This is a genomic window from Corynebacterium amycolatum SK46 (assembly GCF_000173655.1).
GTDB lineage: Bacteria > Actinomycetota > Actinomycetes > Mycobacteriales > Mycobacteriaceae > Corynebacterium > Corynebacterium amycolatum_A.
Genome location: NZ_ABZU01000002.1, coordinates 19656 through 39722, shown reverse-complemented (window position 1 = coordinate 39722; position 20067 = coordinate 19656). Strand labels below are relative to the sequence as shown.

The following is a 20067-nucleotide window of genomic DNA, read 5'->3' as shown; positions in this document are numbered from 1 at the left end:
GGACATGGCTACGGAAAAAGTTGTAATCGACCCGATTACCCGAATCGAGGGACACCTTCGCATTGAGCTGGAACGCGAAGGAAACCAGATCAAAACCGCGTGGAGTGAGACTACTCAGTTCCGCGGTATCGAAACCATTGTGAAAAACCGCGATCCTCGCGATGTCTGGGCGTTCGTTGGTCGTATCTGTGGTGTGTGCACCGGTACTCACTCGGTGGCATCCATTGCCGCGGTCGAAGATGCCATCGGTTCGACACCGCCCCCGCAGGCACGTCGTATTCGCGACCTGGTGATTGGCTCGCAGGAGATTCACGACCACGTCGTGCACTTCTACCATCTTCACGGTCTGGACTGGATTGATGTCACGAAGGCTCTCGAGGCAGATCCGAAGAAGACCGTTGAGTTCGCGCAGTCGATCGGCTCGACGTGGAAGGGCAATAACGAAGAAACCTTTGCCCGGGTCAAGGAGACCGTGAAGGGCATTGTGGACTCCGGCCAGCTGTCCATCTTCACCGGCGGCTACTGGGGGCACGAGGACTACCGCTTGCCGCCCGAGGCCAACCTGATGGCAGTGTCGCACTACCTCGACGCCTTGGCTTTCCAGCGCTCTATCATCCGGATTAATACCGTCTTCGGCGGTAAGAATCCGCACCCGAACTTCCTGGTCGGCGGTATGGCGTGCTCCATCGACCCGGAACGCTCGGAGACTGTCAACCAAGTCGGCATTGATCAGATCAAGTCCTGGATTGACGAGATTGTGGAGTTCGTCAATGACTGCTTCTACCCAGATGCAGTTGCCATCATGAGCGTTTACAAGGACTACTTCGACATCGGTCGCTCCTCTGACAGCTTCTTGGCGGTAGGCATGGCTGGCGCCACTTACTCCGGCGACCCGGCTAAGTCCCGTGTCCAGACCGTGCATCCAAACATCAAGCCCGGTGTCATTCTCGATGGTGACTACACCAAGCTCCACCCATTCCAGCCGGAAAAGATCGAGGAATTCATCAACTCCGCCTGGTACACGCAGGAAGCCGGCGATGATGTCGGCCTCAAGCCGTACGACGGCGAAACAACTGTGAACTACACCGGCCCGAAGCCGCCGTATGAGTGGCTGTCGGACAACGAAAAGTACACCTGGTCGAAGGCGCCGCGGTACGACGGTCGCGCTGTTCAAGTTGGCCCAGTTGCACGTGTGCTGTTGGCATACCTGCAGAAGGAGCCGGAGACAATGCGCCTGGTCGACGGGGTCATGGATAAGCTCGACCTGCGCATTGAGCAGATGAACTCCACTGCGGGACGCACCTACGCACGCGCTGTGGAGTCTGTGACCACCGCCAATTACTTGGCAGACCACATCTTCCCGGAGTTCGTTGAGGCCTTGAAGAACGGCGACATCGATGTCTTCGACAACAGCCGTTGGGAGCCGACTTCATGGCCGGAAAAGTGCCAGGGCGTGGGTTTCCTCGAGGTAGCTCGTGGCATGCTCAGCCACTGGGTCAAGATTGAAAATGGCAAGGTGACCAACTACCAAGCCGTGGTTCCCACCACGTGGCTGGCCGGTGGACGTGACCCGAAGGGGCAGCTTGGCCCATACGAGCACGCGCTGGCTGGTGATGGCACACATCCGCTGGTTGATCCCGAGCAGCCGCTTGAACCACTTCGCACGATTCATTCCTTCGATCCATGTATGGCCTGCGCAGTCCACATTTTGGATCCGGCTGGTCAGGAAATGTTTAAGGTGACGACGGCATGACACCCTCAGTGAGTGAAAATCCGGAACTGCGACTAAAAGATTCCAAGGGCAACCCCCTGGTTATTGCGGTTATTGACGCACACACCAGCCACTGGTTGTCGCCATCTGAGGTCATTCAGGCCGCAGCAATTGTCCCGGACGACTCCCGCGATCCTGTCGACCTTGCGCTGAAGGTCAGCTTGCGTCGTCGTCGTGACGATCTTTTCCATCTCGACGGCACGCCACTGATGAAACTGACTCCGGATTCCTACGACCCGGCAACGCCTGATCGCCGTTACTCCATCGCCAAGGTGCATGGCCTCAACATTGCGGATCAGACGGTCGATGTCGCCATCATGCGCGGTGAATTGAATGCGGTCGTCGAGGCATCCACAATGTCCCGTGAGGAAGGCGTTCTACTTCGTCGTAACGCGAACATGCACCATGGTCGCGGGCACCGAAGCATGGGCGTCGCGCTTGCGCCCATTGACAAAGACGGAAATATCATCGGAGAGTTCATCTTCGAAGGATTCGTGGCAATGGGGCTGCGGAAACTCGACGAGGCCATTGCGGAAAACAAAAAGGGTTCCGGTTCGTGGGTCGAGGTTCACCTGTGGGGATGGGCGCTGCGCGTTCAGCATTGGTTGAACCTGGCGCTGATGTTGGTGATGACCTTTACCGGATGGTATATCATGCAGCCCTATTTGACCGAGCGCACCTATGACGGCTCGGCCGCGGGATTCGCGATGGGATATGTCCGTTTCGCGCACTTCTTAGCCGGATTCCTATGGATCGCGGTGGGGCTGTGGCGTGTCATTCTGCTGTTTGTTACCCACGACCGACAAACACGATGGCGTGCGCTATGGCCGATTTATAACAAGCAGGATGTTAAAGACCTCTGGCACACGATGCAGTACTACCTCTTCCTGCGCAAGGAAGGGCCGTTCTACTTCGCACACAATCCGCTGCAGCAGCTGGCGTACACCGGCATTTATGTGATGTGTTTCATTCAGATGCTCACAGGTTTGTCGCTATACGCGATGATGGATCAGTCCAACTGGTTCTTCCAGCTGTTGGCTATGCCCACGCACTGGATTGGCATCGGCTATTTCCGCCTGATTCACACAATCATCATGTACCTGATTTGGCTCTTCGCCATCATTCACGTCTACCTGGTCATCCGCTCCGATACGGTGCACAACCACGGTGGTCTGTCCTCGATGATTGGTGGCTCTGTCTGGCTACCGCGCGGCACGCAACCGGTTGACTCTCCACGCATTGGATAGGAGATCATTGGGTAGCGATAAGACGTCCGACGCAGTCACCGGTGCTGATGCTGGCACCCCGTTGGTGACGGTTCTTGGCATCGGCAACCCCGTCATGGGCGACGACGGCATTGGTCTCGAGCTGCTGAGGCGTCTCGCCCCAGAACTGGAATCTGCAGGCATGGGGCAGACGACGCAGGCCGGAGATTCCGCGCATCTGGTCTGGTCGCCCTCCAGCCTCGATGATCCTGCGAACATCGCCGGGCGAGGGGACGAATGGACGGGTGCGGTTGCCTACATCGATGGCGGTACCTGCGGTATGGAGTTGCTGCCCATCGTGCAGGAGGCCAAGAACTTATTGTTGCTCGACGCTCTCGCTGGTCCGGGGGATCCCGGTACCGTCGTCAAGCTCGTCGGTGACCAGATCCCTCGACTATTGGCGGCAAAGCTGTCCGCGCATCAGGTTGGTTTGCTGGATTTGCTCACCGCGGCGCGCCTGTTGGGGCAGGAGCCTGAGCGCGTCGGTGTGGTGGGAGTGGTCTACGAGTCAGCTGACATGGCGGTGGGGCTCAGCAACACGGCACTTGGCGGCATTGAGGAGGCGACTGAGGTTGCGCGCGAGCTCATTGACAGTTGGCTTGCCGACGAGCGCGACAGCGAGGTCTAACTCTCGCCCTCAGCTTTGACCTCAATACTGGAGATTTCAAACTCGCGGCCGTGCCGTAGATCCGCAGTTGGTGTGCCACAGACAGGGCAGGTTAGAGCATAGAATTCATCAATTTCATGCTCGGCCTCGCAGGTGGGGCAGTAGACCGTCGAGACAATAAGCTCGGCATCTAACTCGGCGCCCTCACACTGCGTCGCGGCACTGGCCACGGGCCATGCGGCGATGAGGGAATCGTAGACGACCCCGGAGCGGTCGCCCACACGCATTGACACCTTTGTCACAGTGCGTCCCGGGCAGACCTCAGCAATCTTTTTCACCACGCTGGTCAACAATCCAAGCTCATGCACAGATACCATTATGGCGAAGCACTCAGCGCGAAGGAGGCGCAGACGGACAATGCCATCGGAATCCGTCCCGGTCACTCAACACATCCAACTTGATGAACTCGTTGACCCATTCGAGGCGCGACTGGATGTCTATCGCGATGACAACGGCGCTATTACACAGGTGTCCTTCGACCTCTCAGGGCTGCCGCGTATCGACGGGATGCTGGTCGGGAAGCGGGCGTTGGATGTGCCAGATATCACCAAGCGGCTATGTGGCCTTTGTCCGGTTGTGCATCACCTTGCAGGCGTGCGAGCGGTGGAGGACCTCTACGGGATTTCCGACATTCCCCGAACTGCACAGTTGATTCGAGAGCTGCTGGCGGCCGGGTCGACCTTGGATAATCTAGCGACCAAGTTTGTGGCCGTCGACCGCGAGGGGGCGCGGGCAATGAAGCGTGCCGGAAAAGCTCTGATGCGTGCAGCGGGGGCACCGTCGCACTTCCCGGATGTCGCAGTCCCCGGAGGCGTGCGCGCGGCAGTGGATAAGACGCTGGTTTCTGAGGCAGAAGGTGCTCTGGAAGCGCTGGCTGAGACGGCGGTAATCAAGGAAGTGGAGCTTCTTGCCGCCCCCGATGCTCCTGATGCTCCTGATGCTTGGACGGATACTTTTGACGGCCTCGACGTCGCAGTTGTCGATGCTGACGGTGAGCTTGCTCCGCTGGGAAATTACCTGGCAGTCGCGCGGCATCACACCGATACCGCGGCGCAGATTTTCCCGGCTGCTGATTGGCCTACACGCGTTCGTGAGTCCCGTCCGGGCGATGCTGCTCCCAGACCGATGTTTGATGCCTCAAAGGAGCTGGTCAAGGATGGCTGTGCAGGCCAGCGGGAAGATTTCTACCGGGTGGGGCCGGTCTCCAGACAGGTTGTCGTCGATAAGCGTGGAATCAGCCCACGCGACGCCCAACGCCAGCTTCTCGCTGACACCGTGGCTTGGGCAAAGCGGGTGCTTGCCGACGGGGAACTGCTCGGCGACCATGTGTGCGATCCGAAGGCTGTGACAGCGATTGAGAATGCTGACTTTGAAGGGCATCGCAGTGGTGTCGGGATGATTGACGGGCCGCGCGGGCTGTTAGTGCATCGCTATACGGCAGGGGCTGACGGCATCATCACGGATTGTCAGATCATGACGCCAACTGCGCAGAATGAGCCCTGGCTGACTCGTATGCTCACCGAGCAGCTGTGCGATGGCGGGGAGACTGCGGGGGTCGAGAAGTCCATCTGGGCCGCTGATCCGTGCCTACCGTGTAGCTCGGCACCCGCGGGAGTGATGACATTCACGATGCAGGAACATGCCGGTGCACCTGCGGGCAATATGACAGCGGATAGCCGTGGTTCGGCGGACGCCCCGACTGAAGTGGAGAGGACGAAGTAACACGATGTGTCTTGGAATTCCTGCCCGGGTTTTGGCAATAGCCGATGGTCCACTGCCGATGGCGACAGTGGATATGGCGGGGCAAAAGCGGCAATGCTCGGCAATGTACGTGCCTGAGCTGGTGGTAGGTGATTGGGTGTTCGTCCAGAACGGGTTCATCATGAACGTGCTGGACGAGCAGGAGGCCAAGGAGTCCTTAGCCGCAATTGAGGAATATAACCTCATCGAACATGTCGCTGAGGTCTCCCCGAAGGGACGGACCTAGTTCACGCAAGTCACGCCGGCGGCGTCGATAGCGGGGCGATCTTCCTGCGGAATTGCCCCGCCCTCCTGGCCGATGACATCGCCATTGGAACCATCTTCTACTTCAGGCGCGGGTTCGGCACCGTCGCCCGAATCAGCGGCCATTCCCTCTGATGTCAATCCCGGGCCTTCGTAGTCACCGGCAATTGTCACTGAGATGTGGTGCGGATCGAGGTATGGATCGTGGACAATCGGTACGCCACCGAGTGCTTCAGAGATGGCCTGAGCTGCCGGATCCTCTGGGTCAGCCGCATTGATCTGGCTGGAGGCAACGCCGGCGAACTCAGCGTTGCCGACCTCTCCCTGGGTGTAGCCCTTTTCCGTTAAGAAGCCTGAGACGCCGCTGGCCAAACCTTCGATGCCTGTGGCGTTGTAAACGCTGACTGTAGTTTCAGCCGCGTTGGGGTCAGCCTTCTTTTCGTCTTCTTCCTTCGTCGGAGCTTCTTCTTCCTTGGTGCCCAGCAGGGTCTCGAAGTACTGGTGAACCTGGCCCTTATCGATTGTGACCACCGACTCGCCATAGTCACCGACACCGTCAATCGAGGTCACCGGGATAGTTTCAAACTTCACGTTGCCACCACTGAGGCCCTGCATCTGGGTGGCAAATCCGGTGACATCCCAGTTGTCGTCGAGCACCACCGAGCGCTGGACGGCATTGCCCAGTTCAGACAGCTTCGCGGGATTAGACAGTGTGCCAGCGCCGAGCAGCTTATTGGTGAACGAGGCCATGAAGACCTGCTGGCGAGTAATTCGGTCGAGGTCACCACGGGGCAGACCGTGGCGCTGGCGGACGAATGAGAGCGCGTCGGCACCCTTCAATGTCTGTGAGCCCGCTGGGAAATCTGCACCCGAGAACTCGTCGTAGACAGCCTCATTCAGACATACATCGACACCGCCGATGGCATCGGTGAGCAGGACGAAGCCGAGCAGGCCAACTTCTGCGTAGTGGTCAACGGTGATACCGCTGAGGTCGCTAATGGTTTCAATTAGAGCTCTACGTCCGGCCTCGGTCGAGCGACGCTCAATGTCTTCCGGCGAGGCCCCGCTTCCTGCGAGTTCCTCTTCCACCATCTGCTTTGTGTTGCCGTAGACACCATTAATCTTTGTGTTGCCTAGTCGATTGGTGTGGACATAGGTATCGCGCGGAATGGAAATAGCCGTCGCTGAAGAACCATCGGCAGGAACACGAATCACAATAATCGTGTCTGTATTTGTGGCTTCTTCGTCGCCGGCACGCAGAAGCTCAACTTCTTCCGGAGTCAGCGGGTTGCCCTGGGCATCGGTGCGGGAGTCGGAGCCGACGAGCAGAATATCGGTTGCGCCGTCCTTCTCGTTGCCCAGCCCGAAGTCGCCACCCGAACCCAAGTTGTCGGTGGTCCTACCAAGTGTCCACCAGCCAACTGCGGAAATAACAAGGATAATGGCCGATAGCAGCACAAGCGCATTGCGTAGCATCGGCGGCCAAGCTTGGGCGGTACTCTCTGCAGAGGACGGTGGCGCTTGAATATCGCGTGCGTGACGCGCGCGTGGCGTGTGGCTGCTCAAACCGGGGCTCCTCTTAAACCGTTTTCGAAAATATAATTTGTGCTGCATGTCTGCGAGGGCATTCCACACATCGTGGAGGGCAGTAAGCAGCTGCAGAAACTACATAAACCTTAACCGTCCAACCGTGTGCGGTTACACCTCAACACAGTGTCAATCCGTATCCGGTTGCACCTCAACACAGTGTCAATCGTATCTACGATAGTGATAAAGAAGAATATGTCTGAAATTTCAGTCTCGCATTTCGCCACCCATGGACCAACCTGCAGCAACTCGCGGCGTCCCATTATCGCCATAACTGGTGCGGCTGGACAGCTGGGTACTGCGCTTCAGCGTGATTCTTTCGCCGCCGATGTTGAGGTGCGCGCTCTCACTCGGGCACAGTTGGATATCACTGATTCGGCTGCTGTGGAGGCAACGCCTCTGCTTGACGACGTCGACATCATCATTAGCGCGGCAGCGGCGACCGATGTCGATGGTGCAGAATCCGATCCCGGTTCAGCGCACCTAATCAATGCACTTGGACCGAAGTACTTGGCGGCTCGGGCGAAAAAGGAAGACGCGTATCTCATTCACATCTCCACCGACTATGTCTTCGGTGATGTAGCAATCGATGAGATGACGGGGCAGCGCCGAGCGCTGCGAGTTGATGATTTCACCGCGCCTCAGACTATGTACGGACGTACCAAGTTAGTTGGGGAGAATAATGTGCGTGATTCGGGGGCGCGTTTCGCTATTTTGCGCACAGCGTGGGTCTGGTCGGGGCCCACGCAGCCGGAGGCCAAGGACTTCGTTTCCACGATGATGCGTCTGGCGGAGACGGCGACTGATGACAAGGGCAACCCGGCAATTATTAAGGTCGTTGACGATCAGCACGGCAACCCCACCTTTGTCGGTGCCCTCGCCGGGGCTATCTGGGAGTTGTCCGAACGCGTGTTGTCCGAACCGAACAGTGCACCGACCGGCACCTTCCATGTCACGGGCAGCGGTCAGGCGACATGGTTCGAAGTGGCTCGCGAAGTATTTCGGCTCACCGGTCACGATCCACAGCGTGTGGTGGCTTGTACCAGCAGTGAGTTCCCGCGTCCGGCCCCGCGTCCGGCCTGGTCCGTGTTGGATGGCTCCGCATGGAGTGAGGTAGGTCTACATTCACTTCCGGAGTGGCAGGACACTTTGCGTGCAGTCCTGACCTAGGGTCTAGGTTTGTGAATGAAACCTCGAATTCCCCGCAACCCTCGCAGCTTCCGCTCGGTGTGGTCACCGTGACCTTTTCGCCCGGTGAGCACCTGAGCAAGCTGGTGGATTCGCTGGGCCCCGCCGCCAGTGCCTCCACGCGTCTGATTATGGCCGACAACGGCTCGACGGATGGTTCCGTGGAGAAGGAAGAAGCTCGGGCCAAGAAGACCGGAGCGGATGTTCAGCTTCTGCGCACTGGCGGCAACATTGGCTATGGCGCGGCAGCTAACCGTGGCATTGCGGAGCTGGGACGGGCTCGCCGTGCCGGTGAGATTAATCCTGATTACGTCATGCTGGTCAATCCTGACGTGGTGTTTGCCCCTGGCGCAATTGATGCTCTGTTGGAATGCGCGCAGCGCAATCCCAAAGCCGGAGCGATTGGTCCGCTGATTCGCGAAGCGGATGGCAGCGTGTACCCGTCGGCACGCGCGGTTCCTAAACTTGTCAGCGGTATCGGACACGCGCTGCTCGCCGATATCTGGCCTACTAACCCGTTCTCACGTCACTACCGGGATGACACGGATATGGATTGTGAGCGATCGGCGGGATGGTTGTCGGGCGCATGCCTGCTGTTGCGGTGGGATGCGTTCGACCAGATTGATGGCTTTGATACCCGCTACTTCATGTACATGGAGGACGTGGATCTGGGTGACCGACTGGGCAAGGCCGGTTGGAGCAATGTTTTCTGTCCCCGTGCAGAGATTCGTCACGCGCAGGGGCATTCTGCCAATAAGCACCCAGAAATTACCGTAAAGGCCCATCACGAGTCGGCATACCGTTTTATGTCAGATCGCCTGCCGGGGCCGGCGCTGGCACCTGTGCGACTGGCATTGCGTTTGGGGCTGTTCCTGCGTGGCAAAGTCATAATCGCGGCCAAAAAGCGTAGGAATTAATTAACTGTTGGAATGATCCATCGAAGAAAGTTACCGATTTCATGACTACCGAAGTTCGTCCGAGTGCTGGGCATGGCTCCGCTTTCCAGCCGGGAACGGATGCTGCACAGCAGGCGGGAGCCACGTTAGCTGAACAGACTGACGCTGTTATTCTGGTCGGCGGGCAAGGTACGCGTTTGCGTCCCCTTACTGTGAATACGCCGAAGCCGATGCTGCCCACGGCAGGGCATCCATTCCTGGAGCATCTGCTTGGCCGCATTCGTGCAGCAGGTATGAAGCACGTGGTATTGGGCACCTCCTACCGAGCTGAAGTATTTGAAGAACACTTCGGCGACGGTTCGGATTTGGGTCTCGAAATTGAATACGTCTTTGAGGCTGAGCCTCTGGGGACCGGTGGCGGTATCCGAAACGTCCTAGACAAGCTGCGCTATGACACCGCGATGATTTTCAACGGCGATGTCCTCGGCGGTACCGACTTGCGCGCGGTGTTGGGTACACACGCGGAGAAGGACGCGGACGTCACGATGCACCTCGTCCGTGTGCCGGATCCACGCGCGTTCGGCTGTGTTCCGACCGATGAGGATGGGCGCGTCCTGGAGTTCCTGGAGAAGACCCAGGATCCGCCAACCGATCAGATTAACGCCGGTATCTACGTGTTCCGCCGCGAGATTATCGAATCGATTCCGGCTGGTCGCCCCATCAGCGTCGAGCGTGAAATCTTCCCAGCGCTGCTTGACCGCGGTATGAACGTCTACGGTCACGTTGATTACGCCTACTGGCGTGACATGGGGACTCCGGGTGACTTCGTCCGCGGCTCCTCCGATTTGGTCCGCGGTATCGCGCCGTCACCACTTCTAGAAGGTAAGCACGGCGAAGCGCTTGTCGACGAATCAGCGTCGGTCGGTGGCGGCGCTCTTCTCTACGGTGGCTCTGTTGTCGGCCGTGGGGCGGAGATTGGTGCGGGCGCTCGGATTGATCAATCGGTGATTTTCGACGGCGCACGCATCGGTGCCGGTGCTGTGATTGAGCGCTCTGTGATTGCCGATGGCGCCGATATTGGCCCGCGAACGGTCATCAGTGATGCCATTATTGGCGAGGGTGCCGTCGTTGGTGCGCGCTGTGAATTGATTAACGGTATCCGTGTGTGGCCGGGCGTCCAGATTCCCGATCACGGAGTACGTTTTTCGACGGATGTCTAGTCTGCAGCCTTCGGCGTGTCAGACTTTTGTCGGCAATATTTGATTAGAGTTGCCGAAGTGTCGCCAAAGTTGCTGGTGAGAGGCATGCGGCGAATGTGATTGAGTTCAGGTGGCAGGTTTAGGGTTCAGGCGCCATCCTTCAACCTGAACTTAATCCCCAACGCGGGGGGAGGTGCTTCAGGGGCAATGAAAAGTATTGGGGCAAATTCTCTATTCGGCTTGACCGATGGTGGGTTACACGTGTGTAATCACAAATGTGTGTTTCGCACACTAAGCCCAATTTAAAGACCCACAGTTTTTAAAGACCCACAGCAACAACCATCAGGAGGCCCTCGGCATGGAAAAGTCCAGCATGTTTGATGGCGGCTCTGCTGTGGATAGTGAGACGAATGCGGGTGACATCGCTGTGAATGATAGCTCCTCTGAAAACCAGCCTCGGCCGTTGACAGAGTGGGCAGATGACCTCTCGGGGTTGTTTGAAGCCGTCGATCAGGACTGGCAGGAGCAGGCTCTGTGTGCCCAGACTGATCCAGAAGCTTTCTTCCCTGAGAAGGGTGGATCCACTCGCGAAGCAAAGCGTATTTGTCGTGCTTGTGGTGTGCGAGATGAATGTCTGGAGTTTGCTCTCGAGCATGATGAGCGCTTCGGTATTTGGGGTGGCCTCTCTGAGCGTGAGCGTCGCCGTTTGAAGCGGCAGATTGGCTAGAACCGCGCGGCTAGTTTTTCGTGTGCACGCAATGCCACAGTCTCCCCTTGGGGTAAACCCCTGGGGGATTTTTCGTTGAACGAGTTTTTCTCTGCTCTCCAAAGAGCTCCTTAGAAGAAAGCTTTCTACAGGAAGTTCTCGTCGAAACTAGGGTCCACCTCAACCGGATCAATGCCCAGATATACCGCTACCAGGCGGGTCAGTACATTTTGCAGCATCTGGTCCAGTTCCACTCGGCCCGAGACACGGCGCTCAATGGGGCGGCGGAACACTACTACGCAGGGGCGGGTGGGGTTGCCTACGCGGTCAATGCCAGCGGGGATAAGCCGTCCCAGTGGTACAGGTCCGTCAGCGACAATCTCTTCCGGGAAGTACATGTCCGGGCGTAGCTGCATGCGAGGAATCGTATCGATGGCGATGTCCAGGTGTGACAGTTGTCGGGACCAGCGCTGATCCAATGGGGCGTAGGCATCAATAACCGCCTGGTCAAAAGCTTCTGAGCGGCTCTTCCAGCGAGGTACTTCCGGCGGCAACAGAGGTCCCCGAGGTCCGCGGCCGCGTCGCAGTGAGCGTCGCAATGAGCGCGGAGTATAAGCCGATGAATTCATATTTGTTGAGCATAATCGGTCGGCTCGTCAACGTGGGTGAGGCCAGCTTCCGGCCATGTCGCAGGTTTACTGGGTAAGGCTGGGGTGTCTGGGGGCGCGTCGGAAAGCGAAAAACGCCCGGGGTGGGAGAAAAACTATCGAAACTTAAAGTTAGGGTCTAGACTTTGATGCCGTGAGTGTTTTTAGACGTTGTTGCCGGCCCGGCTGTGGCAAACCTGCCGTAGCTACGTTGACGTATGCCTACGCGGAGTCGACGGCTGTGGTGGGGCCGCTCGCCGCCGCGTCCGAACCGCATAGCTGGGATCTCTGTGAGAAGCACGCGCGTTCCATCACCGCACCGCTGGGTTGGGAGCTCGTGCGTTACGACGTGCCGACGCCCGCCCAGGACGATGATGATTTGACGGCACTGGCGGAAGCCGTCCGTGAAGCTGGCCGCAACGCGACTGGCCTGGTGCTGCGGGATGAGGTCGACAACCGCCCTCAGACCTACAAGATTGATTCCAGCCGTCACCCGTCGACGCGGAAATCCGCGCGCGGTCACCTGCATGTAGTTCGCGATCCGGAGGATTCGGACGACTAACAGGTCGGGCGCCGTGCCCTAGCTCATGCCATCTTGCCGCGGCATTTCTTTGTGAGAGCCTCTCTGTGGCTAGTATCATTTTTCACAAAACTGATACTTACCCAGAGAGGTTTTTCGTGGGCACTTACAATCGTTCCGATTTGGATGCCGTCATCAAGGCCTATGACGTGCGCGGTGTTGTCGGTGAGGGCATCGACGCGGACCTTGTCGGAGCCATCGGCGCCGCTTTTGGACACATCATGCGTTCAGAGGGCGCAACACGTGCCGTAGTCGGCCACGATATGCGTGAGTCCTCGCCGGAGTTGGCGGCTAGTTTCGCCGATGGCGCGGCAGCACAGGGGCTCAATGTCACCCTGCTCGGCCTGACCTCTACGGACGAGCTGTATTTCGCCTCCGGAGTAAAGGGATGCCCGGGCGCGATGTTCACTGCCAGCCACAACCCAGCTGAATACAACGGCATCAAGATGTGCCGTTCGCTCGCCCGCCCAATCGGGCAGGAGACAGGGCTTGCTCAGATAAAGGATCTGCTTGTCGACGGAATCCCGGAGTACACCGGCACTCCGGGCGAAATTGATCACGAGGATGTTCTGCAGGATTACGCGGCGTTCCTTCATGGGCTGGTCGACATCCGCTCTGGCCGTCGCCTGAAGGTCGCAGTCGATGCCGGTAACGGTATGGGGGGACTGACAGTCCCGGCAGTGCTCGGAGAAGACATGGATGTTGCTGACCTCTACTTTGAGCTCGACGGCAACTTCCCGAATCACGAGGCCAACCCATTGGAGCCCGCCAACCTCGTTGACCTACAAAAGTTCACGGTGGAGCAGGGCGCAGACATCGGTATTGCCTTCGATGGCGACGCTGACCGCTGCTTCGTCGTCGACGAGAAGGGTAACCCGGTCAGCCCATCGGCCATCTGTGCGTTGGTGGCCACCCGCTACCTGGAGCAGAACCCGGGCGCGGCTATCATCCATAACCTGATCACCTCGCACGTCGTGCCGGAGATGATTGTGGAAAACGGCGGAACCCCGGTTCGTACCCGTGTTGGGCACTCCTTTATTAAAGCGCAAATGGCCGAGCACAGTGCTGTTTTTGGCGGCGAGCATTCGGCACACTACTACTTCAAGGAATTCTTCAACGCTGACTCCGGCATGCTCGCCGCCATGCATGTCCTGGCCGCACTGGCAGAGCAGGATAAGCCACTGAGCGAATTCATGGCCGAGTACAACCGCTACGAGGCCTCCGGTGAGATTAATTCCCGCCTGGGCAGCGCAGAGGAGCAGCAGGCCAAGCAGAAGGAAATCGAGGCTGCGTTTGCCGATCGGACCGAGTCCTCGGACTGGATGGATGGCCTGACCATTGAGCTGGCGGACTCCAAGGCGTGGTTCAACGTCCGGGCCTCCAATACGGAGCCGCTGCTGCGTCTGAACGTCGAGGCGCCGACGTGTGCTGAGGTTGACGCTCTTGTCGACGAAGTTCTCGGCATCATCCGCGGTTAATCAACCCCACACGCCCGTTTTCAGGCATGCTTGGGAGTATGACCTCGTCATTCGACTCCTCCCATAACCCGCGCCAAGAGGCCCTGTTCTACCGTATGGCCACTGCCGGCGCAGGTCTCAGAGCTGCTGCCTCCGCAACTCGCGGGGGAGCATTTGCTCAACTTCCACTGCCGCGCAGCGCGGTCATCCTCGTGGGAAATCGTCGGGCGCAGCTCGCCGCCGAGTCCGTGCGCGCGCTTGCCGACGACATCCGCTGCCCGGTCGTAATTGCGCATCAGTTGCCCAGTTATGTCGGAGCCCTCGACTTGGTCATCGTCTGTGACGACAACCCCGGCAGTCCACTGGGTGCAGCTCTGGCTGAAGCTGATAGGCGAGGAGCAGCCACGGTCGTGGTGGATCCCGGTGAAGGGCCATTGCGTGCCGCCGGTAGTCCCGATACGGTTGTGGTTCCGCGCCCGGCGATGGCGGAGTCCGCGTCCTTTACCGCCTATGTTGGTGCCATCGCCAGCGCGCTCACTGAATGTGGCGCCACCGCTCTGGCTCCGGCCGGGGTAGTCGAGGAAGTCGCCGATGCGGTGGACACCGATATTGCGGCTTGTGCTCCGCAGCGAGATGAAACAGTTAACCCCGCGCGGCAGGCAGCGCAGTGGTTGGCAGGCCGCAGAATGCTTGCAGTGTCGACAACCTCGGCGCTGGCGCCGGTAGCGGAGCTGGCATCGTTACAGATGCTCGAGGCAGGCGTGGTCTCGGCAGCGTCGTCGATAAGCGAGTTGTCTCTTAGCGTGGGCGCGTTGCTCGCTGCAGAACCCCAGGCAAGCCGAGATATTTTCTATGACCCGTTCATTGATGGTGGGGATGAAGGGGCGACAGTGCTACCGTTGGGGGCGATTGTTTTAGCAGCGCCGAACAACGTGGGCCACTACCGGGACCACTACGGCGAGGCTGGATGGGCTCGTGTGGAGTGCCCTGCGCTCGATGCGGAGACTCATCATCCACTGGTTGAAGTATGTGTTACTGCAGCCAGAGTTGGTGCGATTGCGGCGTTTTCTGCGTAATCGCCGGGTGTCACCGAAGGCTTTTGGGTCTTCGGTGAGATTGGCGTGCTTGCGCCAGTAGCGACTATTAGAGGAGTGATACGGGCATGGAGCTGTTGGACCCCGTGCTGCAGTCGTACCCCTGGGGGTCTCGTACACATTTGGCGAGAATCACCGGTGCGGACGCTCCCACATCGAAGCCCTGGGCGGAACTGTGGTTTGGTGCGCATGCACTGGCATCGGCCACAGTGGCCGGCACGCCGCTGGATGAGCTCATTGCGCAGGACCCGGCGGCTGCGCTCGGATACGCAATTGACACCGACAACGGCAGGCTGCCGTTCCTGTTGAAGCTGCTCGCAGCCGATGAGCCGCTATCGCTGCAGGCACACCCCACCTTGGCAGAAGCTCAGGAGGGATTTGCACGCGAAAATGCGGAGGGAATTCCGGCCACTGCACATTTCCGCAATTACCGGGACAACAACCACAAGCCAGAACTCATTGTCGCCCTGACTACCTTCGACGCGTTGGCCGGATTCCGCCCGGTGGAGCGCACGAAGGAGCTGCTCGCAGCGCTGGCGGTACCGGAGCTCGACCACTACATGGGACTGCTCGATGCCGCCGATGACGAGAGTGCTCTGCGGGCATTGTTTACAACGTGGTTGACGTTGCCCCAGGATGTCCTCGATGAGCTGGTCGAGGCCGTGGCTGCCAAGTGCGCGGATTACAGAGGCGAGGATGAGGAGTTCTCGCGAGTAGCCGAGACCACCTGCGAACTGGCTCGAAAGTATCCGGGGGACCCGGGAGTCCTGGGGTCGATGCTGCTTAATCGCCTTCGCTTACAGCCGGGCGAAGCCATCTACCTTGGTGCGGGACAGCTGCACGCTTACCTCAATGGCATGGGCGTGGAAATCATGGCCAACTCCGACAACGTGCTGCGCGGAGGCCTGACCTCTAAGCACGTCGATGTCGTGGAGCTACTGCGTGTGCTCTCTTTCCGCCCGCTGCCGGATCCGGTGCTGCAGTCGCGGCTGACCGATGATGGCTGGAATGACTATGACGCGCCGGTGCGCGAGTTCCGCCTTCGTTCGCGGGACCTGGAGCCTGGCGAACATGTTCTGCTCGACGAAGAATCCGCCACGGTTGTGTTGTCTACGGCGGGCACGGTGGTGTTGCGTCACGACGACTCCGTGGTTGAGGTTCCCAGCGGCCATGCGGCCTGGGTTCCGGCTGTTGACGCTGTCGATATTGAGCTGACTGCGCGCCAAGGCGGGGCAACCGTCTTTGTCGCGACCGTCCCGCGGGTGGGTTAGTCCTCGTCGTTATTGAAGAGATTTCCCAGGAATCCGAAGTCCTTCGGCTTTTCCGGGATTGGGGAAATCTTGCTATTGCTAGCCCCATTGCCGCCAGCGTTGTCCTTCTCCTTCGAAGAGGCCTGGCTCTGCGGGGGTGTCGGCTCCTTTGGGGACTCCGTCCACTTCGGGGGCATCGGCTCCTTCGAAGGAGTCTTCTGAGGAGTCTCGGACGGAGTTGTGGTTTGCGTACCCGACTGGGACTGCGGCTGCGATGAAGGCGGCTTCGGCTCAGCTGCTGCGCCACCGTCGCCTTCCGGAATACTGTCGTTCGGCTTTTCCGAGTCATCGTCCGGTAGCAGTGGCACCGGCTTGCTGGGCGTCGGCGAAGAAACGTCGCCAGAAGTGGGCTCTGTGGTCTCCGTGGTCGTCGGAGGCGTTGATGTCGTCGACGTCGGAGTTGTCGTACTTGAGCTTGTGGAAGTCGGCGGGATGTACGCCTGCGGTGGCAGGTACGGATCCTCAACAATCTCGGTGCTCGATGGCGTGGTCGGGCGAGGTACCAGACTGCCAGTCGTCTCAGTCAGCGAGGAATCTGAATTCGATTCAGTGCTCTGCTGCAGCTCGGCATCACTCGGAACTGGAGGTAGCGGAGCAGAGGTCTCCATTTTCGACTGAGAGCCGGCGTTTTCCGGATTCGCCCCCTCGGCAGCACTGCTATCGGAGCAGCCAACGAGCGAAACGCTCAGGGGAAGGGCTGCGAGCAGAAGAGCTCCAAAAGCCTTCTTCACCATGGTAGGTACTCCTTTCGTGTCATGCGTGTGGTCGCCCTGTAACGAAAAAGATAACAGTTGCATTACGAGGTCTGGGAACTAACTTAACATGCCCGTTATCTTCTCTCTAGGGTGAAAATTGTGTTGGAGGGATTAAATAAGTCTCTCGCACTGTAAAAGTGACGAAAAGTCGGGTAGAACTTCGGTAAGGCCACATGCGGTTTTCCGGCTAGCGGTACGTGCAGGCGACAGCTATTAAGTCGGCGGCCAGATTACCGTGGGCTCGTCGAAAAGCGCTCTTTGGAAAGCGCTCGTCGAAAGACGAAAACTGGCAAATTGGTTCGAAGCGCGAAAGGAGCGTGGCCACCTATCATGTCCATCTGGGAGACTGAGGTTTTTGGAAGCGATTCGGTCATTGAACTCTTCGATGAGGTTCAGGATCTCGACTCACAGGATCGCGTTGGTGCATTGATTGATGCTGGCCGCATTGGGGCGGATTCCGAAAGTAGCGATGAGAAAGCATGCGCACTCGCGGCGGCTGTGATTATTGCAATTTGGAATGGCGCGCCATTTAGCGGCGGTGACATTGTGGAGGACTACAGCTTCATCCGGGAGGGAATCTCGGAGGCACACGGCAGCGAGGAGGATGCGTTGGCTATCGCCTCCGAGGTGTTCGATAGTCTTCTGGGGGAACTCAGTGAGTCTGACCAGGCGGCGCTGGAAAACTGCGTCGAAGCGGTAGAGTAATTTCTCGCGTCCCCAGTAGTGATTCTTTAAGAAGAATCTCACGTCAAAGAATCTAGAGAAAGCGTTACATGTCCTCGAAGAACATTGATTTCAAGGTTGCAGACCTCTCCCTGGCTGAGGCCGGTCGTCACCAGATTCGTCTGGCTGAGCACGAGATGCCAGGCCTAATGGCGCTGCGCGAAGAGTACGCAGAGCAGCAGCCGCTGGCCGGTGCCCGTATTTCCGGCTCCATTCACATGACGGTTCAAACCGCAGTGCTCATCGAGACCTTGACGGCGCTGGGCGCACAGGTCCGCTGGGCCTCGTGCAACATCTTCTCCACCCAGGATGAGGCCGCTGCGGCTGTCGTCGTTGGGCGAAACGGTACTCCGGAGGACCCGCAGGGTGTTCCGGTTTTCGCTTGGAAGGGCGAGACGCTGGAGGAGTACTGGTGGTGCCTCGACCGCATCTTCGACTGGGGCGATGAAGATGCCAACATGATTCTGGACGACGGCGGCGACGCCACCATGGCTGTCATTAAGGGCATGGAATTTGAGGATGCTGGCCTGGTGCCGCCTGCAGAAGAGTCGGATTCGGACGAGTTTATTGCCTTCAAGGACATGCTTCGCGCCAGCCTGGAGAAGGATGCCGGCCGTTGGCACCGAATTGCAAAGTCGGTCAAGGGTGTCACAGAGGAGACCACCACTGGTGTCCACCGCCTCTACCACTTCGCAGAGCAGGGCGTGCTGCCATTCCCGGCCATGAATGTCAACGATGCGGTCACCAAGTCCAAGTTCGATAACAAGTATGGCACCCGCCACAGCCTTCTGGACGGCATCAACCGCGGTACCGACATGCTGGTTGGCGGCAAGAATGTGCTGGTTTGCGGTTACGGCGATGTGGGTAAGGGCTGCGCGGAGGCGCTGGCAGGTCAGGGCGCTCGCGTTCAGGTCACCGAGGCCGACCCGATTAACGCATTGCAGGCATTGATGGACGGTTTCGACGTCGTCGCTACTGAGAGCGTCATCGCAGATGTCGATATTGTCATCACCGCCACGGGCAACAAGGGCGTCATTACTTTCGAGCACATGCAGCAGATGAAGAACCACGCGCTGCTGGGCAACATCGGCCACTTTGACAACGAGATTGACATGCACAGCCTGCACCACCGCGACGATGTCCGTCGTGTGGAGATCAAGCCGCAGGTCACCGAGTACATCTTCCCGCATGCTGACGGCGAAGAGCGCTCTCTGATCGTGCTTTCCGAGGGGCGTCTGCTCAACCTGGGCAATGCCACCGGACACCCGTCCTTCGTAATGTCGACCTCCTTCGCCGACCAGACAATCGCGCAGATTGAGCTCTACTGCAACGGTGATAAGTACGACAACACTGTCCACCGTCTGCCGAAGATTCTGGATGAGAAGGTCGCTCGCATTCACGTCGAGGCACTCGGCGGCGAAATCACTCGATTGTCCAAGGAACAGGCCGAGTACATCGGCGTTGATGTCGAGGGCCCGTATAAGCCAGAGCACTACCGCTACTAGTTCTAGCCAAGGCTAGGCCGTAGCCATGTGCGCGAGGAGAAAAATTTGATTATCGCAGTCGAAGGAATCGACGGTGCTGGCAAGAACACGCTTGTCACAGCTGTTAGCAATCAACTCCGAAGTCAAGGGCACTCCGTTTCTTCGATGACCTTTCCGGCGTACCGGCAGACAATCTTCGCTGATTTCGCCGATCAAGCCTTGCACGGTCAGCTCGGCGACACCGCGGACTCCGCTTGGGCAATGGCACTCCTGTTCGCTCTGGACCGCAAGGAACGTCGTCAAGCGATTGTTGATGCAGCGCGCGAGAACGATGTTCTGATTATCGATCGCTACGTCGCGTCCAACGCGGCCTACTCCCTGGCGCGCACACAGGATCCGGCGATCGTCGAGTGGATTGAGAAGACCGAATTCGGAGATTTCCAGCTTCCGCTTCCCGACGTTCAGGTCTGTCTGGCCACGTCGGTAGGAGTGGCAGCCGACCGCGCACGCAAGCGGGAAGCCTCTGATGTGCAGCGAACTAGGGATGCCTACGAAAAGGACTCGGGTTTGCAGGAGCGCACACTGGCGGCGTACCAGAAGTTCGCGGAGGGCTCGTGGCAGTCACCATGGCTGATGCTTACGGGGGACGATGGGGCGGACCGCCTTGTGGAATGGATTAGTGCACGCCTGCGCTAGCCACCTCAACCGGAAACTACAGAACTAGATAGCTTTAC

The 20067-nt window shown here is 58.7% G+C and carries 20 protein-coding genes; 16 read left to right on the top strand and 4 right to left on the bottom strand.

Going from position 1 to position 20067, the window contains the following annotated elements:
• Window positions 1–4: 4 nt before the first annotated feature.
• The 3 genes from CORAM0001_RS02080 (at window position 5) to CORAM0001_RS02070 (ending at window position 3664) form a co-directional block, all read left to right on the top strand.
• Window positions 5–1753, top strand: coding sequence for a nickel-dependent hydrogenase large subunit (locus CORAM0001_RS02080; protein WP_005509950.1), 1749 nt, complete (start codon window positions 5–7; stop codon window positions 1751–1753).
• On the top strand, window positions 1750–3018 hold the full coding sequence (gene cybH, locus CORAM0001_RS02075) for a Ni/Fe-hydrogenase, b-type cytochrome subunit (RefSeq protein WP_050773577.1): 1269 nt from the start codon (window positions 1750–1752) through the stop codon (window positions 3016–3018). The genes CORAM0001_RS02080 and cybH overlap by 4 nt, the downstream gene beginning before the upstream one ends.
• 61 nt (window positions 3019–3079) lie before the next feature.
• Window positions 3080–3664, top strand: a complete 585-nt coding sequence (locus CORAM0001_RS02070) for a hydrogenase maturation protease (protein WP_040360968.1) — start codon at window positions 3080–3082, stop codon at window positions 3662–3664.
• Here CORAM0001_RS02070 and CORAM0001_RS02065 read toward each other — a convergent pair.
• Window positions 3661–4020 (bottom strand): hydrogenase maturation nickel metallochaperone HypA/HybF, encoded by a 360-nt coding sequence (locus CORAM0001_RS02065; protein WP_100066774.1) that lies wholly within the window; start codon window positions 4018–4020, stop codon window positions 3661–3663. The two genes, CORAM0001_RS02070 and CORAM0001_RS02065, sit on opposite strands and share 4 nt — an antisense overlap.
• Before the next feature lie 40 nt (window positions 4021–4060).
• On the opposite strand from CORAM0001_RS02065, the gene CORAM0001_RS02060 reads away from it, so the two are divergent.
• Together CORAM0001_RS02060 and CORAM0001_RS02055 are read left to right on the top strand one after the other, a co-directional pair.
• Window positions 4061–5425, top strand: coding sequence for a nickel-dependent hydrogenase large subunit (locus CORAM0001_RS02060; RefSeq protein ID WP_005509915.1), 1365 nt, complete (start codon window positions 4061–4063; stop codon window positions 5423–5425).
• Between the two features lie 4 nt (window positions 5426–5429).
• Window positions 5430–5690, top strand: a complete 261-nt coding sequence (locus CORAM0001_RS02055; protein ID WP_040360872.1) for a HypC/HybG/HupF family hydrogenase formation chaperone — start codon at window positions 5430–5432, stop codon at window positions 5688–5690.
• On the opposite strand, the gene CORAM0001_RS02050 is transcribed toward CORAM0001_RS02055, so the two are convergent.
• On the bottom strand, window positions 5687–7321 hold the full coding sequence (locus CORAM0001_RS02050; protein ID WP_425265855.1) for an LCP family protein: 1635 nt from the start codon (window positions 7319–7321) through the stop codon (window positions 5687–5689). The two genes, CORAM0001_RS02055 and CORAM0001_RS02050, sit on opposite strands and share 4 nt — an antisense overlap.
• A 168-nt stretch (window positions 7322–7489) precedes the next feature.
• On the opposite strand from CORAM0001_RS02050, the gene rfbD reads away from it, so the two are divergent.
• The 4 genes from rfbD (at window position 7490) to CORAM0001_RS02030 (ending at window position 11304) form a co-directional block, all read left to right on the top strand.
• On the top strand, window positions 7490–8464 hold the full coding sequence (gene rfbD / locus CORAM0001_RS02045) for a dTDP-4-dehydrorhamnose reductase (RefSeq protein ID WP_005509826.1): 975 nt from the start codon (window positions 7490–7492) through the stop codon (window positions 8462–8464).
• Window positions 8465–8475: 11 nt separating this feature from the next.
• The gene (locus tag CORAM0001_RS02040) at window positions 8476–9399 is read left to right on the top strand and encodes a glycosyltransferase family 2 protein (protein WP_005509772.1); all 924 of its coding nucleotides are present in this window, start codon (window positions 8476–8478) and stop codon (window positions 9397–9399) included.
• Window positions 9400–9440: 41 nt separating this feature from the next.
• Window positions 9441–10598, top strand: a complete 1158-nt coding sequence (gene manB / locus CORAM0001_RS02035; RefSeq protein ID WP_005509961.1) for a mannose-1-phosphate guanylyltransferase — start codon at window positions 9441–9443, stop codon at window positions 10596–10598.
• Window positions 10599–10935: 337 nt separating this feature from the next.
• Window positions 10936–11304, top strand: coding sequence for a WhiB family transcriptional regulator (locus tag CORAM0001_RS02030; RefSeq protein WP_005510060.1), 369 nt, complete (start codon window positions 10936–10938; stop codon window positions 11302–11304).
• 125 nt (window positions 11305–11429) lie between these two features.
• On the opposite strand, the gene CORAM0001_RS02025 is transcribed toward CORAM0001_RS02030, so the two are convergent.
• Window positions 11430–11912, bottom strand: a complete 483-nt coding sequence (locus CORAM0001_RS02025) for a metallopeptidase family protein (RefSeq protein ID WP_005509746.1) — start codon at window positions 11910–11912, stop codon at window positions 11430–11432.
• 172 nt (window positions 11913–12084) lie between these two features.
• On the opposite strand from CORAM0001_RS02025, the gene CORAM0001_RS02020 reads away from it, so the two are divergent.
• The 4 genes from CORAM0001_RS02020 (at window position 12085) to manA (ending at window position 16332) form a co-directional block, all read left to right on the top strand.
• Window positions 12085–12492 (top strand): DUF3499 domain-containing protein, encoded by a 408-nt coding sequence (locus tag CORAM0001_RS02020; RefSeq protein ID WP_005509890.1) that lies wholly within the window; start codon window positions 12085–12087, stop codon window positions 12490–12492.
• A 116-nt stretch (window positions 12493–12608) separates the two neighbouring features.
• Window positions 12609–13988, top strand: coding sequence for a phosphomannomutase/phosphoglucomutase (locus CORAM0001_RS02015; protein ID WP_005509920.1), 1380 nt, complete (start codon window positions 12609–12611; stop codon window positions 13986–13988).
• Between the two features lie 38 nt (window positions 13989–14026).
• Entirely contained in the window at window positions 14027–15043 is a 1017-nt protein-coding gene (locus CORAM0001_RS02010) for a hypothetical protein (protein WP_005510072.1), read from the top strand.
• A gap of 86 nt (window positions 15044–15129) precedes the next feature.
• Window positions 15130–16332 carry a mannose-6-phosphate isomerase, class I gene (gene manA / locus CORAM0001_RS02005; RefSeq protein WP_005509842.1) on the top strand — a complete coding sequence of 401 codons (1203 nt, stop codon included), beginning with the start codon at window positions 15130–15132 and terminating at the stop codon, window positions 16330–16332.
• Here manA and CORAM0001_RS02000 read toward each other — a convergent pair.
• The gene (locus CORAM0001_RS02000) at window positions 16329–17105 is read right to left on the bottom strand and encodes a hypothetical protein (RefSeq protein ID WP_040360868.1); all 777 of its coding nucleotides are present in this window, start codon (window positions 17103–17105) and stop codon (window positions 16329–16331) included. The genes manA and CORAM0001_RS02000 overlap by 4 nt on opposite strands.
• A 351-nt stretch (window positions 17106–17456) precedes the next feature.
• Between CORAM0001_RS02000 and CORAM0001_RS01995 the strand changes: the two genes are divergently transcribed.
• From CORAM0001_RS01995 to CORAM0001_RS01985, 3 genes are all read left to right on the top strand, one after another.
• Window positions 17457–17831 carry a DUF4259 domain-containing protein gene (locus CORAM0001_RS01995; protein WP_005509766.1) on the top strand — a complete coding sequence of 125 codons (375 nt, stop codon included), beginning with the start codon at window positions 17457–17459 and terminating at the stop codon, window positions 17829–17831.
• 68 nt (window positions 17832–17899) lie between these two features.
• Window positions 17900–19354, top strand: a complete 1455-nt coding sequence (gene ahcY / locus CORAM0001_RS01990) for an adenosylhomocysteinase (RefSeq protein ID WP_005509849.1) — start codon at window positions 17900–17902, stop codon at window positions 19352–19354.
• Window positions 19355–19399: 45 nt separating this feature from the next.
• Window positions 19400–20029, top strand: coding sequence for a dTMP kinase (locus CORAM0001_RS01985; RefSeq protein ID WP_040360959.1), 630 nt, complete (start codon window positions 19400–19402; stop codon window positions 20027–20029).
• The last annotated feature ends 38 nt before the right edge of the window (window positions 20030–20067 follow it).

What these genes read in the sequence shown, in the direction of transcription:
- CORAM0001_RS02080 (WP_005509950.1), top strand. Translation starts at nt 5, where the DNA reads ATGGCTACGGAAAAAGTTGTAATCGACCCGATTACCCGAATCGAGGGA.
- cybH (WP_050773577.1), top strand. Translation starts at nt 1,750, where the DNA reads ATGACACCCTCAGTGAGTGAAAATCCGGAACTGCGACTAAAAGATTCC.
- CORAM0001_RS02065 (WP_100066774.1), bottom strand. Translation starts at nt 4,020, where the DNA reads ATGGTATCTGTGCATGAGCTTGGATTGTTGACCAGCGTGGTGAAAAAG.
- CORAM0001_RS02060 (WP_005509915.1), top strand. Translation starts at nt 4,061, where the DNA reads ATGCCATCGGAATCCGTCCCGGTCACTCAACACATCCAACTTGATGAA.
- CORAM0001_RS02055 (WP_040360872.1), top strand. Translation starts at nt 5,430, where the DNA reads ATGTGTCTTGGAATTCCTGCCCGGGTTTTGGCAATAGCCGATGGTCCA.
- CORAM0001_RS02050 (WP_425265855.1), bottom strand. Translation starts at nt 7,321, where the DNA reads ATGCAGCACAAATTATATTTTCGAAAACGGTTTAAGAGGAGCCCCGGT.
- rfbD (WP_005509826.1), top strand. Translation starts at nt 7,490, where the DNA reads ATGTCTGAAATTTCAGTCTCGCATTTCGCCACCCATGGACCAACCTGC.
- manB (WP_005509961.1), top strand. Translation starts at nt 9,441, where the DNA reads ATGACTACCGAAGTTCGTCCGAGTGCTGGGCATGGCTCCGCTTTCCAG.
- CORAM0001_RS02030 (WP_005510060.1), top strand. Translation starts at nt 10,936, where the DNA reads ATGGAAAAGTCCAGCATGTTTGATGGCGGCTCTGCTGTGGATAGTGAG.
- CORAM0001_RS02025 (WP_005509746.1), bottom strand. Translation starts at nt 11,912, where the DNA reads ATGAATTCATCGGCTTATACTCCGCGCTCATTGCGACGCTCACTGCGA.
- CORAM0001_RS02010 (WP_005510072.1), top strand. Translation starts at nt 14,027, where the DNA reads ATGACCTCGTCATTCGACTCCTCCCATAACCCGCGCCAAGAGGCCCTG.
- manA (WP_005509842.1), top strand. Translation starts at nt 15,130, where the DNA reads ATGGAGCTGTTGGACCCCGTGCTGCAGTCGTACCCCTGGGGGTCTCGT.
- CORAM0001_RS02000 (WP_040360868.1), bottom strand. Translation starts at nt 17,105, where the DNA reads ATGGTGAAGAAGGCTTTTGGAGCTCTTCTGCTCGCAGCCCTTCCCCTG.
- CORAM0001_RS01995 (WP_005509766.1), top strand. Translation starts at nt 17,457, where the DNA reads ATGTCCATCTGGGAGACTGAGGTTTTTGGAAGCGATTCGGTCATTGAA.
- ahcY (WP_005509849.1), top strand. Translation starts at nt 17,900, where the DNA reads ATGTCCTCGAAGAACATTGATTTCAAGGTTGCAGACCTCTCCCTGGCT.